Source organism: Amycolatopsis sp. NPDC026612 (genome assembly GCF_040638285.1).
GTDB lineage: Bacteria > Actinomycetota > Actinomycetes > Mycobacteriales > Pseudonocardiaceae > Amycolatopsis.
The window spans coordinates 21,218-35,223 of record NZ_JBEZYB010000077.1; the positions used below are offsets into that span (position 1 = coordinate 21,218).

Here is a 14,006-nt window from a genome sequence, read left to right on the forward strand (position 1 = left end):
AGTTGTACGGTGTACTCAGTTGTACCGTGCCACTTTTAGCTCGAGGAGTTCCGATGACGGTTCGTGTTCCTGTTCTGATCAGCGGTGGCGGGATCGCCGGGCTGACCGCCGCCCTGCTGCTGCGCCGCGAAGGGGTGGATCCGGTGCTGATCGAGAAGCACGCCGGTGTGTCGCCGCAGCCGAAGGCGCGCCGGTTCAACCCGCGCAGCACCGAGGTGTTCCGCCTGCTGGGTCTGGCGGCCGAGGTCGCCGAGGCGAGTGCGCCGCTGGCGTCGTTCACCGAGGTCCTGGCCGGTCCGACGCTGGCCGCCGCCCGGGCGCGGGAAATGACCGGCACCATGCGGGAACGGCGGCTGCAGCAGGCGAGGATTCCCGAGCTGAGCCCGGGACCGAACGTCTTGTGCCCGCAGGTCGTGCTGGAGCCGATCCTGCGCCGGGCCGCCGAAGAACGGGGCGTGTCCGTGCGGCTCGGCACCGAACTGGTGTCCTTCAACCAAGACGACGACGGGGTGACCGCGCTGCTGAAGCCGGCGGACGGCGAGCCGTATGAGCTGAGCGCGGACTACCTGATCGCCGCCGACGGCGCCCGCAGTCCCATCCGAACCGCACTGGGCATCCCGCGCAGCGGCCACGGCCATCTCGCCGACAACCTCGACCTCTACTTCCGCGCCGATCTCACCGAGCTCGCGCGAGAAAAGCCGTTCAACCTGTGCGAGATCGACAACCCGGTGGCCTCGGGCGCCTTCCTCTCGGTCAACGGCACGGACCGGTGGCTGTTCTCGACGGCCGACTTCCCCGAGGCGCACACGCTCGGCGACGGCGACTGGCACGACCTCCTGCGCATCGTGACCGGCATCCCGGATCTCGAAGTCGAACTGCTCAGCCGGTCGCCCTGGGAGTCGGCGATGCGCGTGGCCGACCGGTTCCGCGACGGCCGCGTGTTCCTGGTGGGCGACGCCGCGCACATGATGCCCCCGATGGCCGCGGCCGGCGCCAACACCGCCATCGCCGACGCGACCAACCTCGCGTGGAAGCTCGCGGCCGTACTGTCCGGGCAGGCGGCGCCCGTCCTCCTCGACACCTACCACGCCGAACGCCGTCCGGCCGGCTACGCGATCGCCGAAGCCTCCAGCACGGTCCGCGGGCACGTCGGCGACATGCTGGCCGCCTTCACCAAGCCCGACAGCCGGCACGACGACCTGCCGGCCACGATGTTCGGCACCCAGTACACCGAAGGCGCGTTCGTGCCCGACGGCCGCGGCCCCGCGCCCGTCGACCACTACGCCCCGGCGGGCCGTCCCGGCACGCGCGTGCCCCATGCCTGGCTCGACGCCAAGACGTCCACTGTGGACCTCGCCGGGCCCGGCCTGACCCTGCTCGCCGGCCCGGGCAACGGACGCTGGATCGCCGAAGCAGATCGTCTCGGGTTGCGTCTGGCCACGGTGTCGCACCAGCACTGGCTCGCCGAGGTCTGCCTGCCCGCCGACGGCGCTCTGCTGCTGCGCCCGGACGTCGTCGTCGCCTGGCACTCGGCATGCGGCACGCCACTCGCCGAGGCGGTGACCCGAGTGCTCGGCACCGCGGCCATCCCCGCATAACGGGCAAATGAGCTCCAGCGCGATCAGCCGCCGGTCGCGATGGGCGGTGCGGTCAGGATCCAGTCGCGCAAGGAGCGCCTCTCGATGGCCGCGGCGCGAATTCCCGCTCGTCGGCATGTGAGTGCATGCCGATGAGGCGCCGGCTTGGTGTGGGACAGCGAGGAGTTGTCTAGTTTCGGCGGAGGTTGCCGATGACGGCTTCGGCCATTTTGGCGACACCGCCGCAGCGGTCGTTGGCCCAGTAGTTGTGGGGCAGGTCCGTCCCGGTGATCTGGAAGGTCAGCATCTGCTGGCCGGTGACTTGGACGGATACCGAGCAGTCGTCGGTGCTACCTCGTCGCTGGTAGACGACAGCTTTCCGCGCCGCTGACTCCGACAGCTCGGTGAGGGTGCGCGGGCTCTTGGCCGGTTTCGATGCGGTGGCGTTCGTGCCGAGAGGTGTGGCCCAGGAGCAGCCGTAGACAGGCGTGGTGGTTTTTCGGAACGCGCTCACGTCGCTGGGTGGATCGGCCACGACGGCAGCTACCTGGTCTTTCGTCAGCAGGCTGCACGGGTCGGCGTCGAACTTGGTTATATCAAGGGGCTTGTCGACCTGGTCCAGTGGCAGCGGCGCGCAGCCGCAGATCTCGCCTGGGTGCAGTCATGACCGCAGCACGACACCGCGCATCCATCCCCCTACCCCAGATCCCGCCAATGTGACAGAACGTGCCCCACTGGGCACCCTGCTGGGCTCCGGAGACGACGCGACCACAGCCCTCGCCGAACCGAGCCGTGTCACACCGGGCACCACCACGACCCCGCTCGTCACGGACCAGCGGCCGCGACCAGCTGGCAGGAATCGTTGCGCCACCACAACAGCGACAGAATGGACAGGCGTCGTACGACGGCGTCGGGGTCTTGCCGGATCGTACGGCAAAGCAGCGGCAACACCCGCCGTCCGATGTCATGGCCGAGCCGTTGCCGGCCGAGGACGGCGACGGCGTGTCGGCGGATGATCTGGTGTGGTGAGCTCAAGCCGGCCAAGGTGGCGCTCCAGTGCGGGCAGAGATACCGGCCGGTGTTCGATGAAGTCGGCCAGGGGCCGGTAGTCCAGCGGCGGCGTGCTGACCGCGTGGTCCCGGAAGCTGGTGTAGGGCGCGGCGACATGAGCGGACGTCGGCGTTACGGCCAGACGCGGCGACGCCGCCTGCCGCGTACCGACACCGACAGCGGCACAGCGCGTTCACCCACGCCACCATGCAGCTGGCTGTTACATCGTGGCCTTGTCGAGGGCACCGCGGACGTAGAGCACGTCACCCATTCGCACGCCAGCTTTCGGAGATGCGGCTTGAGCGTGTGTCCGTGAATGATCTTGCGGATGCCACGACGACCGGTTGTGTAGCCTCTGCCGCTATGAGCTGGCTGCCCGACGACTTCGTCCACCCCGTTTACACGCCTGTGCTCGACACCGCGCTTCATCTGCGGCCGATCCGCGAGTCGGACACTGCTCTGGATTATCCCGCTGTGATGGGCTCCCGGGAGCGCCTGTGGAGGATCTTCGGCCCGGCCTGGTCTTGGCCCAAGGAAACGATGACCTATGAAGAGGACCGGCTCGACCTGCTGCGGCACGAGAAGGAAATAGCCGCACACCAGTCGTTCAACTATGCGCTGCTGGATGAGGAGGAGACCGCGATCCTCGGCTGCGTGTACATCGACCCGCCCGAGCGCACCGGTTCCGACGGTGAGGTGTCCTGGTGGGTGGTGGACGACCTCGTCGGCAGCGAAGTGGAGCGTGCGCTCGATGCGCTCGTGCCGCAGTGGATCGCCGACGACTGGCCCTTCCGCCGGCCCCGGTTCCTGGGCCGCGACATCACCTGGCAGGACTGGCTCGCGTTGCCGCCGATTTCGTGACACGTCCCCAGCGGTGAGCTGTGCCCGGGTTCGCGCGGGGCGCGGTCGTACGGCAGTCGTTCCTGGGCCGGTCGATCACAACGGATCGGGGTGGAGGAGTGCTGCGGCGAGCGGTGTCTGGCGGTAGAGCACTTCACGACCGCGTCGTGCGGCGGTGACCAGGCCGGCCTCGCGAAGCACCGTGAGGTGCTCGGAGACCGTTGCCGGAGCGAGGCCGACTCGGTGGGCCAGGCTGACGGTGGTACTCGGGACGAGGGTCTCGGCCAGCACGGATGCGCGGCCGGAGCCGAGGAGCCGCGCGATGGCGGGTGATCGCGTGGCCGGTTCCCACAGCCGTGCCGCGCCGAGCATCGGGTAGACCAGTGCGGGAGGGGTGACGGAGGTGTCGTCGGTGGGCCCGATCCCGAGGTTCGGCCACCCGAAGGCCGTGGGCACGAGAATGAGGCCGCGGCCGCGCAGATCCACCGTGCCGTGCCGGAAGCCCGTGAGGTGCAGCTCTTCGTTCTTCCAGGTCGCTCGCCGGTGCAGGTCGGCGAACGGTCCCGCCAGGCCGCTGTCGGCCAGCTGCCGTGCCCGGGCCGTGATGTCGGCGTCGAGCAGGCCGCGGATCCGGTCCCACAGTGGCTCGACCAGTGCCTGCCAGGCCAGCCGCTGCTGGGTGACCAAGGTGTTCCTGGCGATGACGGGGTCGCCGGTGAGGACCCGGTGGAGATCGTCGCGCAGGGCGTGGCGATCGATGCGACGAACGTGCTCGGCGAGTTCGGCGGCGACGACGGCGGGATCGGTGGCCCGGACCTGAGCGAGGTCGTCCTCGATGGTGGTGAGCGGGCCGGTCGGGCTCGGCCACAGGAAATCCGGCCCGTACCCGTTGCTCGGGGCGGCGGCGTCCAGCAGTCCCAGATCGAGCCGGGCGATGACGGGCCGGACGTCGTGCAGCCACGGCAGGTACCAGCCGTGGCGACCCGGCTTCTTGAGCACCAGAAGTGCCGCCATCGTTTCCTGCAGCGGCGAGATCGCGAACCGGCACCGTGCGGCGTCCCCGCGGCCGAACCTCAGCACCAGCGTCATTTCACGAAAACGCTACACGAGGATTCGGCCTGCACCGAACCTCAGCGGCCCCGGCCCGTGGCCCGCACCCTCATGGTCATGGCCGAACCATCGCCGACGCCCGCGGCTCCGGTGTCCGGGACTCGCCTCCTTTCCGGCAACCCCGCGTTCCGGTCGTTGTGCGCGTCGCGGGCGGTGTCGTTCGTCGGTGACGGGATCACCACGACCGCGCTCGTCCTGCTCGTCGCCCCGCGAGACGGCCCCACGGGGGTGGGTTTGCTGTTGGCGGCGAACGCGCTGCCCCGGCTCGGCGGACCGCTGGCCGGGGTCCTCGCCGACCGGGTCCGGACACGCCGGTTGATGATGCGGTGCGAACTGGCCTCGGCGCTGGTGATCGGGCTGACCGCGATCACGCTGCCGCCCTTGCCGGTACTGACCGGACTCGTGGCGGTCGCCGGGATCCTGGCGACCATCCGGAACCCGGCCGGTCGCAGCCTGGTTCCGGTCCTGGTCGACGCGGCCGGCCGCGCACCGGCCAACGCCCTCTTCGGGCTGGGCCGGACCCTCTCGCTCACCGTCGGCCCGGGCTTGGGAGGCGTGCTGGGAGCAGCTCCCGGCGGCGCCCACACCGCGCTGGCCGTCGACGCGGCCACCTTTCTCGCGTCCGCCTTGCTGCTGAGGGGACTCCCGGCCATCGAGCCGGCCCGGGACCCTGGTGCGGTCACGGGGGTGTGGGCCGAAGCGGGGGACGGGGTGCGGTATGTCGTGGCGATTCGGCAGCTCTCGGTGCTGGTTCTGAGTCTCTTCCTGCTCGTCGCGTTCGCCGCGGTGGACAACGTGGCGCTGGTCTTCCTCACCGGCGACGTGATCCACGCCGGCCCGGCCGGGTACGGCGTCGCAGCCGGCGCGTTCGGCGTCGGAATGGTCCTGGCCTCGCTTGCCTGTACCCGGCTGGCCCGCGGGCGCAGGCCGATCGCCCTGCTCGTCGTCGCCGTGGTGGCCACCGGTGCCGGCACGGTCGTCAACGGACTGGCCCCGGTGCTCGCGGTGGTCGTGGTGGCACAGCTGGTGGCGGGCGCCGGCAACGCCGTGGAGAACATCGGGTACGACACTGTCGTGCAGGACGTCGTGCCCCGCCGGTTCCTCGGCCGGGTGTTCGGCACCATCGGCACTGCCGCACAGCTGGGAGCCGCTTTCGCCTACGCGCTGGGCAGTTTTCTCGTCGGCGTGGTCGGCGCCCGTGCCACCTTCGTTCTCGCCGGCACCGGGACGTTCTTGGTCCTGCTTCTCCTGGTGCAGTCGTTGCCGCGTCAGGATGTGCCGTGAAACGAGGCGAAGGCCTTGCGGGCTATCCGACGCTTCGACGCGTGGTCAGCACACGGTGGTCGACGCGAGGCTCACCTGCCACTGTGCCCGTCACCCACCCGCGGCTACGCAAGACTGGGCGGCAGCACCGGGTCCGGCCAGGTGGTGGTCGCGACGAAGTCCTCGAACGAGCGCGGCGGGCGGCCCAGGGCGCGTTGGACTCCGTCGGCGAGGTCGGTGCCGCGGCCGTCGCGGAGTTCGGCCAGCAGCCCGGTGAGCAGGCTCGCCACGGGTTCCGGGACGCCGTAACGGACTTGTTGCTCGATGAATGCTTCGGGGTCGATGTCGCGGTAGTCGATCTTCCGTCCGGTGGCCTGCGCGATGAGTGCGGTCGCTTCGGCGAAGCCGACTGCTCGTGGGCCGGTCAGCTCGTAGACCTGGCCGTGGTGCCGGTCGTCGGTGAGCGCCGCTGCGGCGACCGCGGCGATGTCTTCGGCGTCGACGAACGGGGCTCGTCCTTCGCCGGCCGGGAGGGTCAACGCGCCGTCGCGGATGCCTGCCGCCCACGGGCCCTCGCTGAAGTTCTGCGCGAACCAGTTCGGGCGCAGGATGGTCCAGCCCGCGCCGCAGTTGCGGACTGCTTCTTCGGCGGCGTGCAGTGGATGGCCGGCTTCGCCGGCGCGCGGGGCGGACAGCAGCACGAGACGGCGGGCGCCGGCCGAGACCGCTTCGGCGACGAACCGCGGGAGCCGGTCCCCGGCCCCCAGGTTGGGTTCCACGAGGTAAACGGCCGTGACACCGTCCAAAGTGGAGGCCCAGGTCGCGTGGTCGGCGAGGTCGAAGCCGCGGGTGCGGGAGGCGACCCGGGCGGCGGCGCCGAGCTGCCGGGCGACGCGGCGGCCGGTCTTGCCGGTGCCGCCGAGAATCAAGGTGGTGGACATGGTCGCAAGCCAACCCCCTGAAGGCGAGACGATCCATGGTTGAAAATCGTGGATACCTTTGTCAGCGTCTACAGTGCGGGGATGGACGTCCTCAGCGACCTGCTGCACCGGGCCCACGCCGGCCACGCCATGGTCCGGCAGCTGATCCAGCGGCCGCCGTGGTCGCTGGCCTTCGCCGACGCCCCGCCGCTCACACTGGTGGCCACGCTCGGCGGGCACGCGTCGCTGCGCGTCGGCGACGCCACGCCGGTGCGCCTCGCCGCCGGAGACCTTGCGCTGATCAGCGCCGCCGCGTACACGATCGCCGACGACCCGGGCACCCCGCCGCAGTGGGTGATCCACGGGGTGAGGAAGTATCCGGTCGGCGGCGGGGAGCCGGTGAGAAACCCAGCGCCGCGCACCTACGGCGACGGCAAGCCCGGGGCCACGACCATGCTCCGCGGCGCCTACGAGCTCCACGGCGCCGCCGCGGAACGGCTGCTCGCCATGCTCCCGCCGCTGGCGGTGGTGCCCGCCGGGCCGCGGACCCGAGGCGCGCTGGACCTGCTCGCCGTCGAGGTGGCCTGCGACGAGCCCGGGCAGGACGCCGTGCTCAGCCGGCTGCTGGACCTGGTGCTCGTGCTGGCGCTGCGCGGCTGGTGCGCCCGGATGGAGCCGCCGCCCGCTTGGTACCGGGCGTTGAGCGACGCGGGCGTCGGCGAAGCCCTGCGCTTGCTGCACACCGAGCCGGCGCACCGGTGGACGGTCGCCGAGCTGGCCGTCCGGGCCGGCCTGTCCCGTGCCGCGTTCGCCGCCCGCTTCGCGCGTCTGGTCGGCGAGCCGCCGCTGACCTACCTGACCGGCTGGCGGATGACGCTGGCCGCGGACCTGCTGCGCGACACCGAAGACACCATCGCCGCCGTCGCCCGCACGGTCGGCTACGACGACCCGTTCGCCTTCAGCGTCGCCTTCAAACGCGTCCGGGGCGCCAGCCCCTCGGACTGGCGCCGCGGCAGGGTGACCTCCGGTTCGTGAGGCAATCCGGACGCGGCCGTTGCCGTTCAGGGAATGAAGGTCACCTCCGGATATCGACGGGATGGGCCGTCCAGCAGATGGCCCTGATGCCGAAGGTGCAGATCGAAAAAGGCCGTCGGATAGGCGCGCTGCACCGCCTCGACGCGTTCCGGCCGGAGCGTGCCGATCTGTTTGGCTATCTCTTCCTGGGACCAGTCGAGCAGCGGCGCGATCTGCGGCACGAGCAGTTCCTCGTCCCCGTAGGAAATGTGTGCCGCACCGGGAAGTCCGGTGTTGAGCCGCCAACCACGCAGGTTCGACCAGAACGTCTGCTGGTCGGCCAGCAGCGCTCGGCTGGTTCGGTTTGCGTCCATCACCAGGAACGGCCGATCGAGGCCGCCGGTGACCACCGGACCGAACATCGGACCGTCCATGCTGAGGCCGGCCCCGATCCGCCGATCCTCGAACATGGTGTTGGCGGTGGCGCTGCCGCCGGCGGACTCGCCGAACATGCCGATGCGGCCCAGATCCAGTGAACCACGCAGGCCGTCGGGCAGCCGGCGGCGTTCGGCGTCGGGGTTGCCTCCGTTGTCGAGCAGCCGAAGTCGGTCGAGCACGAACCGGGCGTCGGCCACTCGCGTCCCCGCCGGATCGGCCACCACGCCGTCGGGCAATCCCCGCACCACGTGGCCGTCGGGGAACTCCACCACCTCCGCGTCGTAGGTGTGGTCGATGGTGACCACCAGATATCCCCGGCTCGCCAGTTCCTCCACCACCACCGTGCTCGCCGACCGGACGGAGCCGTGGCCGGGCGAGTACGCCACGATCGGTAGCCGGCCCTCGTGCCGATCGACTGGAGCGCCCTCGTGGCCGTGGGTCAGCGGAACCCGCACCTGACCGGGGGTGAGCCCGTTGTCGGCGAGAAACTGGGTCGCCGCCCCCGCCGGCAGCCAGGGCGCCACCGGATGGCCGCTGGGGTGGCCGGTCGGGTACCACAGGCTGATCATCAGCTCCCGCGGCGCGTTCCGGGCGGCTGTCGGGTCATGCCGAGACGGGTCGACGAGATGCAGGGACACCGTGCCGACCGCATGGGGTCCGGTGGGTGGCGGCAGGGTGAGCTGGAGCGGCCCCGCCGCCGGGGTGGCGTTGGCGGTGTGGACGGATCCCGCCACGCACAACGCGGTGACGGCCAGGGCCGCGAGGCGGCCCGTGCGGCTTGTTTTCACATGCTGTCCTTGGGTTGTGGTTGTCGCTGTCACCGACCTTCGGGCCGTAGCCGCCGGAGCGCCCGGCCCGGGCTCAGACGTCGCGGTGGGTCAGGCGCCAGGCCGCCGCCGCGACGCTGACGGTGAGGTAGGTCAGGCAGACGACCAAGGCGAATCCCGCGGTCGGCCAGTCCGGGTCGTGAAACGTTGTCCAGGTCAGGCCCTCTGCTGCTGCGGCCGGTGCCCAGTGGATCAGGGCCGTGGAGCCGCTGGGGGAGATCGCCTTGAAGATCATGGTGGACAGGAACAGCAACCCGGTGGTGAGTGCGGTCGCGCCCGCGGTGTGCCGGAGCACGGTGCCGATCGCGGCGCCGAGGATCGTGACTGTGCCCAGGTAGAAACCCTGGCCCAGCACCGCCCGCAGGACGTTCGGGTCGCCGAGGGTGACGTCCAAGTGCTTGCCCGCCAGCACGAACTGCCCGGCCGAGAAGGCGGCGAGCGCCAGCGCCTGCCCGGTCACCAGTGTCACGGTGCCGAGGACGAGCAGCTTCGCGGCGAGCACCCGGCCACGCCGGGGTGTTGCGGCGATCGTCGCGCGGATCGTGCCCGTGCCGTATTCCGCGGTGACGGCCAGGACGCCGAGCAGCCCGAAGGCCGGCTGTGCCACCTGGAATCCGGTGAACGTCGTGAACACGGGATCGAACTCGGCGCGGGCGCGCGCTCCCCAGCCGTCCCATGCGCCGACGGTCGAGCGGGCCTGCAGCACCGCGATCCCGATGGTCGCGACCGTGGCAACGGCGAGGAGCAACGGTGTCGACCGGACCGAGCGCAGTTTCGTCCACTCGGCGGCGACCAGGCTGGTCGGGATCAGCGTCATCGGGCGTCCTCCCGGTGTGGCTCGGCGCGGTACTGGAGTTCGGGATCGGTGATGCGGCGGAAGACGTCCTCGAGCGAGGGCGCGCGCGGAGTCAGTTCGACGAGCGCGATGCCGTGCGTGGCGGCCACCGCGGCGATCTCGCCCGGGTCGAGACCCGTCACCGCCAGGCCCTGGCCGGGTTCCGGCGCCACCGTGGCCCCGCGAGCGGTGAGCAGCGCGGCGAGCGGTGTTTCACCGGCGCTGCGGACCAGCACGTCGCCGCCGCCCGAGCGGACCAGCTCCGCCACGCCGGAGTCCGACAGCAGCCGGCCGCGGGCGAGGATCAGCACGTGGTCGGCGGTCAGCTGCATCTCGCTCATCAGGTGGCTGGAGATCAGCACCGTGCGGCCCTCGGCGGCCAGCGATCGGATCAGCCCGCGGATCCAGTGCACGCCGTCAGGGTCGAGGCCGTTGACCGGCTCGTCGAGGATCAGGATCTCCGGGTCGCCGAGCAGGGCCGCGGCGATCCCGAGCCGCTGTTTCATCCCGAGCGAGAACCCGCCGACTCGCTGGTGTCCCACCTCGCCCAGGCCGGTCAGGCGCAGTACCTCGGCGACGCGGCTTCGCGGGATGTCGTTGGTCTGCGCGAGCCAGCGCAGGTGATCGCGGGCACGGCGGCCGCCGTGGACGGCATTCGCGTCCAGCAGCGCGCCGACCTGCCGCAACGGCCGGTCCAGCCCGCGGTAAGGTCGCCCATCGATCCGCGCGCGGCCGTGTGTCGGCGAGTCCAGGCCGAGGATCAGCCGGATGGTGGTGGACTTGCCCGCACCGTTGGGTCCGAGGAACCCGGTCACCCGCCCGGGCAGGATGCGGAAGCTCAGGTGGTCCACCGCGCGGCGGCGGCCGTAGGTCTTGGTCAGCTCGTCGGCTTCGATCATCGGCACTCCCTTTCCGGTCGCTCCACCGTGCCGGGACGGCGGCGGCACCGTCGTCGCCGCACGGGCAGGCACCCGGCGGCGTATGCCCGCGGGCATACGTCCGGAGACTGATGCGCGCAGCGGTGCGGCCCGGCTACGGTCGGGCGATGGCGATCGACGTGCGCCCACCGCTGCTGCGGCGGCTGCGGCCGGGACACTGGTTCGCGCTCGACTGCGTCGCGGCCGTGATGGTCGCGCTCGTGTGGGCAGGCCCGCTCGTCGACGGGCACAGCGAGGCGGAGCCCGTATCGCGGGGGGTGGGTCTGCTCGGCGCCGCTGTCCTTGCCGTGCCGCTCGTGCTGCGCCGCCGCCGGCCGTGGGTGGCGTTCGGGCTGGGTGTCCCGGCGTTCGGCATGTCACTGGCGACGTCGGTGGTGCCGGTGGTGCCGCTCGCGTCCGTGCCGATGGCGCTGGTCGCGTATTCGGTTGCGGCGCGGGGTTCTCGCCGCGCGTACGCGGCGCTCGCGGCGATCCTGGTCGTGGTCGCCGCCGCCGCGGCCGTCTGGAACGGACAGTGGATGACGGTGCTGCTCCCCGGCGCCGTCGTGGTGATCGGGTGGGGTGTGGGGTTGGTGCGGGCGCAGTATCGCGTGTACGCGGAAGCCCTTGCGACGCACCGGGAACGCGAAGCCGACGCGCTGGTCGCCGACGAGCGCCTGCGCATCGCGCGGGAACTGCACGACGTCGTCGCGCACAGCATGAGCGTGATCACGGTCCAAGCCGACATGGGCAGGCTGGTGCTCGACCGCAAGCCCGCCGTCGCAGCCGCCGCACTCGGCGTCATCGAGACCACCGGCCGTGATGCGCTGACGGAGCTGCGCCGGATGCTGGGCGTGCTGCGGGACACCGACTCGCGCGACCTGTTCGAACCGGCGCCGGGCTTGGCCCGGCTGGACGGCCTGGTCGCGCGCACGGCGGCCGCCGGAGTGACCGTCGACGTCGTGGTGCGAGGCACGCCACGGCCGCTGCCGGCGGGGGTCGACGTCTCGGCCTACCGGATCGTGCAGGAGGCCCTGACGAACGTGGTCAAGCACGCCGGGACCCCGACGTGCCGCGTCACGATCGCCTATGGGGAGGACGCTGTGCTGCTGACGGTCACGGACGACGGCCGCGGTGGCCCGCCACAGCCTGGCGGGCATGGGCTGGTCGGGATGCGCGAGCGGGCCGCGCTCTGCGGTGGCGAACTGCGCGCCGGCCCGGTGCCCGGCGGGTTCGAGGTCGCCGCGCGGCTGCCGGACGGGGACCGCCGGTGATCCGGGTGCTCATCGTCGACGATCAGGCCCTCGTCCGGACCGGGTTCCGCGAGATCGTCGGCTCGGCCGATGACCTCGACGTCGTCGGGGAGGCCGCGAACGGCGTGGACGCGGTCGGGCTGGCGTCGGCCCATCGGCCCGACGTCGTCGTGATGGACATCCGGATGCCGGAACTGGACGGCATCGAGGCGACCCGGCGGATCACCGCGGAGCTGACCGGGGTGCGGGTGCTCGTGCTGACCACGTTCGACCTGGACGAGTACGTGTTCGCGGCCCTGCGCGCCGGCGCGAGCGGCTTTCTGCTCAAGGACACCCCGTCGGCCGAGCTGCTGGCGGCGATCCGGGTGGTCGCGGCCGGGGACGCCCTGCTGGCCCCCGGCGTGACGCGCCGGCTCATCGCGGAATTCGCGTCCCGCCCGGCCCGGCCGTCCCCGCGCGCGGACCTGCTCACCGCGATCACCGCGCGGGAACAGGAAGTCCTCGCGCTGGTCGCGGCCGGGCTGTCCAACGCCGAGATCGGGCTCCGGCTGCACATCACCGCCGGAACCGCGAAAACCCACGTCGGGCACCTGATGCTCAAACTGGCCGCGCGCGACCGCGTGCACCTGGTGATCCTCGCTTACCAGGCTGGGCTCGCCGCAATGTGAGCGACGGCCTGCCTTCACCCAGGCCTGCTCGATGTCGCCGAGGCTCCGACGGCCAACGACCTGTCGGACGCCCACAGCCTCACGGCACAGCTGACTGGCTCGCAGAGGGCTGCACTCCGGGACGTCCCAGAGGAGCGCTGCGCCACCATGGTCTGGGCAGCGGCGGTGGGTGACGAGAGCTGCGGGCGGGGTCGTTGGCGGCACTTTCGAATGGATCTCGCTGGCTGCGGGAAACACCGGCGCCCTGATCTGCGACTGGCTGTCACCCGTTCTGGACGGAGAGGAGCGGCAATGGACGCGGCAACCGCGGCGCTCTTCGGGGGCGCCTGCCACCCGCGTCGGCCGGTCACAACCCGGCTGCAACCGAGACGCGGTACGCATGCCGGGTGGCGCGCTCCTCCGCGGGCCCGGACGCAAGGGGGACTCCGATGAGAACAGCGGTGCTCGCAGTGGTCGTGCTCCTGCTCGGCCTGGGGACGGCGGCGCCCGTGGGCGCTGTGGCCGCCGGCTGCGGGCCCGCGTCGGTGGCGGTCGCCGACCGGACGCTCTACGAGGGCACCCCGGCCGCCGGGGAGCCCGGCCCGGCCTACACCACCTTCGAGTTCACCGTGTCCGTCACGGCCGCCGCGGGGTGCGCGCCGACCGGCTCGGTCGCCTACAAGACCGAGGACGGCTCGCCCGGCGCGACCAGCCCGGCCGACTACGTCCCCGCCGCGGGACAGCTGAGCTGGGCCGGCGGCTCCACCTCGCGCACCGTCGCCGTCCAGGTCGTCAAGGACGCCGCCAGGGAGCCGAACGAGCCGTTCCTGCTGCGCCTGTCCGATCCGGTCGGCCTGGTCCTCGCCGACGACCTGGCCGCGGGCGGGATCCTCGACGACGACGGCGCCGCCGGGCCCCCGGTCGTGGTCTCCACCGACGGCGGCAAGATCTGCTGGCATGTCTGCACGGTCGGGGTGCGGCTCGGCGGCCCGGCCAAGGCGCCGGTCACCGTGCACTACCGGACCTTGCCCCTCGGCACCGACGAACCGGCGTACGTGCCGGTCAAGGACGCGATGGTGACGATCCCGCCCGGCGCGTCCGGCGGCAGTGCCGTGGTCGAACTGCTGGACGGCAAACCCGGCCAGGGCGAGTCCCGGTTCGTGCTGGAGCTGTTCGCCCCGTCGGCCGGCACGCTGGGGAACGCGCGGGCGGAGGTGACAGCGGGCGGACGGCACTGCGTCGCCCTCCTGCAGCCGGCCGGACAGGATGTCGTCACGGATCCGGCCCGCGATCTGCAGGTACGGCGGCTCAGGGC

The 14,006-nt window shown here is 71.8% G+C and carries 14 protein-coding genes; 7 read left to right on the plus strand and 7 right to left on the minus strand.

The window, feature by feature from the left end; translation table 11 throughout:
• Window positions 1-53: 53 nt before the first annotated feature.
• Window positions 54-1,598 carry an FAD-dependent monooxygenase gene (locus AB0F15_RS37740; protein WP_360281326.1) on the plus strand — a complete coding sequence of 515 codons (1,545 nt, stop codon included), beginning with the start codon at window positions 54-56 and terminating at the stop codon, window positions 1,596-1,598.
• Window positions 1,599-1,767: 169 nt separating this feature from the next.
• Here the strand turns inward: AB0F15_RS37740 and AB0F15_RS37745 are convergent, their stop codons facing one another.
• Together AB0F15_RS37745 and AB0F15_RS37750 are read right to left on the minus strand one after the other, a co-directional pair.
• Window positions 1,768-2,238 carry a DUF3558 family protein gene (locus AB0F15_RS37745; protein ID WP_360281356.1) on the minus strand — a complete coding sequence of 157 codons (471 nt, stop codon included), beginning with the start codon at window positions 2,236-2,238 and terminating at the stop codon, window positions 1,768-1,770.
• Between the two features lie 164 nt (window positions 2,239-2,402).
• Window positions 2,403-2,612 (minus strand): hypothetical protein, encoded by a 210-nt coding sequence (locus AB0F15_RS37750; RefSeq protein WP_360281328.1) that lies wholly within the window; start codon window positions 2,610-2,612, stop codon window positions 2,403-2,405.
• A gap of 378 nt (window positions 2,613-2,990) precedes the next feature.
• On the opposite strand from AB0F15_RS37750, the gene AB0F15_RS37755 reads away from it, so the two are divergent.
• Window positions 2,991-3,488, plus strand: coding sequence for an N-acetyltransferase (locus tag AB0F15_RS37755; RefSeq protein ID WP_360281330.1), 498 nt, complete (start codon window positions 2,991-2,993; stop codon window positions 3,486-3,488).
• A gap of 75 nt (window positions 3,489-3,563) precedes the next feature.
• Here the strand turns inward: AB0F15_RS37755 and AB0F15_RS37760 are convergent, their stop codons facing one another.
• Window positions 3,564-4,556 carry a DUF5937 family protein gene (locus AB0F15_RS37760; RefSeq protein WP_360281332.1) on the minus strand — a complete coding sequence of 331 codons (993 nt, stop codon included), beginning with the start codon at window positions 4,554-4,556 and terminating at the stop codon, window positions 3,564-3,566.
• A 78-nt stretch (window positions 4,557-4,634) separates the two neighbouring features.
• On the opposite strand from AB0F15_RS37760, the gene AB0F15_RS37765 reads away from it, so the two are divergent.
• Entirely contained in the window at window positions 4,635-5,861 is a 1,227-nt protein-coding gene (locus AB0F15_RS37765; protein WP_360281334.1) for an MFS transporter, read from the plus strand.
• Window positions 5,862-5,965: 104 nt separating this feature from the next.
• Here the strand turns inward: AB0F15_RS37765 and AB0F15_RS37770 are convergent, their stop codons facing one another.
• A complete protein-coding gene (locus AB0F15_RS37770; protein WP_360281336.1) occupies window positions 5,966-6,781 on the minus strand; it encodes an NAD(P)H-binding protein in 816 nt (271 codons plus the stop codon).
• 81 nt (window positions 6,782-6,862) lie between these two features.
• Between AB0F15_RS37770 and AB0F15_RS37775 the strand changes: the two genes are divergently transcribed.
• Window positions 6,863-7,795, plus strand: a complete 933-nt coding sequence (locus AB0F15_RS37775; RefSeq protein ID WP_360281338.1) for an AraC family transcriptional regulator — start codon at window positions 6,863-6,865, stop codon at window positions 7,793-7,795.
• A gap of 26 nt (window positions 7,796-7,821) precedes the next feature.
• On the opposite strand, the gene AB0F15_RS37780 is transcribed toward AB0F15_RS37775, so the two are convergent.
• From AB0F15_RS37780 to AB0F15_RS37790, 3 genes are all read right to left on the minus strand, one after another.
• Window positions 7,822-9,000 (minus strand): hydrolase, encoded by a 1,179-nt coding sequence (locus AB0F15_RS37780; protein ID WP_360281340.1) that lies wholly within the window; start codon window positions 8,998-9,000, stop codon window positions 7,822-7,824.
• A 73-nt stretch (window positions 9,001-9,073) separates the two neighbouring features.
• Window positions 9,074-9,856 (minus strand): ABC transporter permease subunit, encoded by a 783-nt coding sequence (locus AB0F15_RS37785; RefSeq protein WP_360281342.1) that lies wholly within the window; start codon window positions 9,854-9,856, stop codon window positions 9,074-9,076.
• Window positions 9,853-10,773 (minus strand): ATP-binding cassette domain-containing protein, encoded by a 921-nt coding sequence (locus AB0F15_RS37790; protein WP_360281344.1) that lies wholly within the window; start codon window positions 10,771-10,773, stop codon window positions 9,853-9,855. The genes AB0F15_RS37785 and AB0F15_RS37790 overlap by 4 nt, the downstream gene beginning before the upstream one ends.
• Before the next feature lie 146 nt (window positions 10,774-10,919).
• On the opposite strand from AB0F15_RS37790, the gene AB0F15_RS37795 reads away from it, so the two are divergent.
• From AB0F15_RS37795 to AB0F15_RS37805, 3 genes are all read left to right on the plus strand, one after another.
• Window positions 10,920-12,065, plus strand: a complete 1,146-nt coding sequence (locus AB0F15_RS37795) for a histidine kinase (protein WP_360281346.1) — start codon at window positions 10,920-10,922, stop codon at window positions 12,063-12,065.
• Window positions 12,062-12,712 (plus strand): response regulator transcription factor, encoded by a 651-nt coding sequence (locus AB0F15_RS37800; protein ID WP_360281348.1) that lies wholly within the window; start codon window positions 12,062-12,064, stop codon window positions 12,710-12,712. Before AB0F15_RS37795 ends, AB0F15_RS37800 begins: the two co-directional genes overlap by 4 nt.
• A 428-nt stretch (window positions 12,713-13,140) precedes the next feature.
• On the plus strand, window positions 13,141-14,006 hold an 866-nt coding region (locus AB0F15_RS37805; RefSeq protein WP_360281350.1), incomplete at its 3' end, for a Calx-beta domain-containing protein.

Excerpts from the sequence above, each read along its gene's own strand:
- AB0F15_RS37790 (WP_360281344.1), bottom strand. The coding sequence starts at position 10,773 with ATGATCGAAGCCGACGAGCTGACCAAGACCTACGGCCGCCGCCGCGCG.
- AB0F15_RS37755 (WP_360281330.1), top strand. The coding sequence starts at position 2,991 with ATGAGCTGGCTGCCCGACGACTTCGTCCACCCCGTTTACACGCCTGTG.
- AB0F15_RS37770 (WP_360281336.1), bottom strand. The coding sequence starts at position 6,781 with ATGTCCACCACCTTGATTCTCGGCGGCACCGGCAAGACCGGCCGCCGC.
- AB0F15_RS37765 (WP_360281334.1), top strand. The coding sequence starts at position 4,635 with ATGGCCGAACCATCGCCGACGCCCGCGGCTCCGGTGTCCGGGACTCGC.
- AB0F15_RS37795 (WP_360281346.1), top strand. The coding sequence starts at position 10,920 with ATGGCGATCGACGTGCGCCCACCGCTGCTGCGGCGGCTGCGGCCGGGA.
- AB0F15_RS37775 (WP_360281338.1), top strand. The coding sequence starts at position 6,863 with ATGGACGTCCTCAGCGACCTGCTGCACCGGGCCCACGCCGGCCACGCC.
- AB0F15_RS37760 (WP_360281332.1), bottom strand. The coding sequence starts at position 4,556 with ATGACGCTGGTGCTGAGGTTCGGCCGCGGGGACGCCGCACGGTGCCGG.
- AB0F15_RS37740 (WP_360281326.1), top strand. The coding sequence starts at position 54 with ATGACGGTTCGTGTTCCTGTTCTGATCAGCGGTGGCGGGATCGCCGGG.
- AB0F15_RS37785 (WP_360281342.1), bottom strand. The coding sequence starts at position 9,856 with ATGACGCTGATCCCGACCAGCCTGGTCGCCGCCGAGTGGACGAAACTG.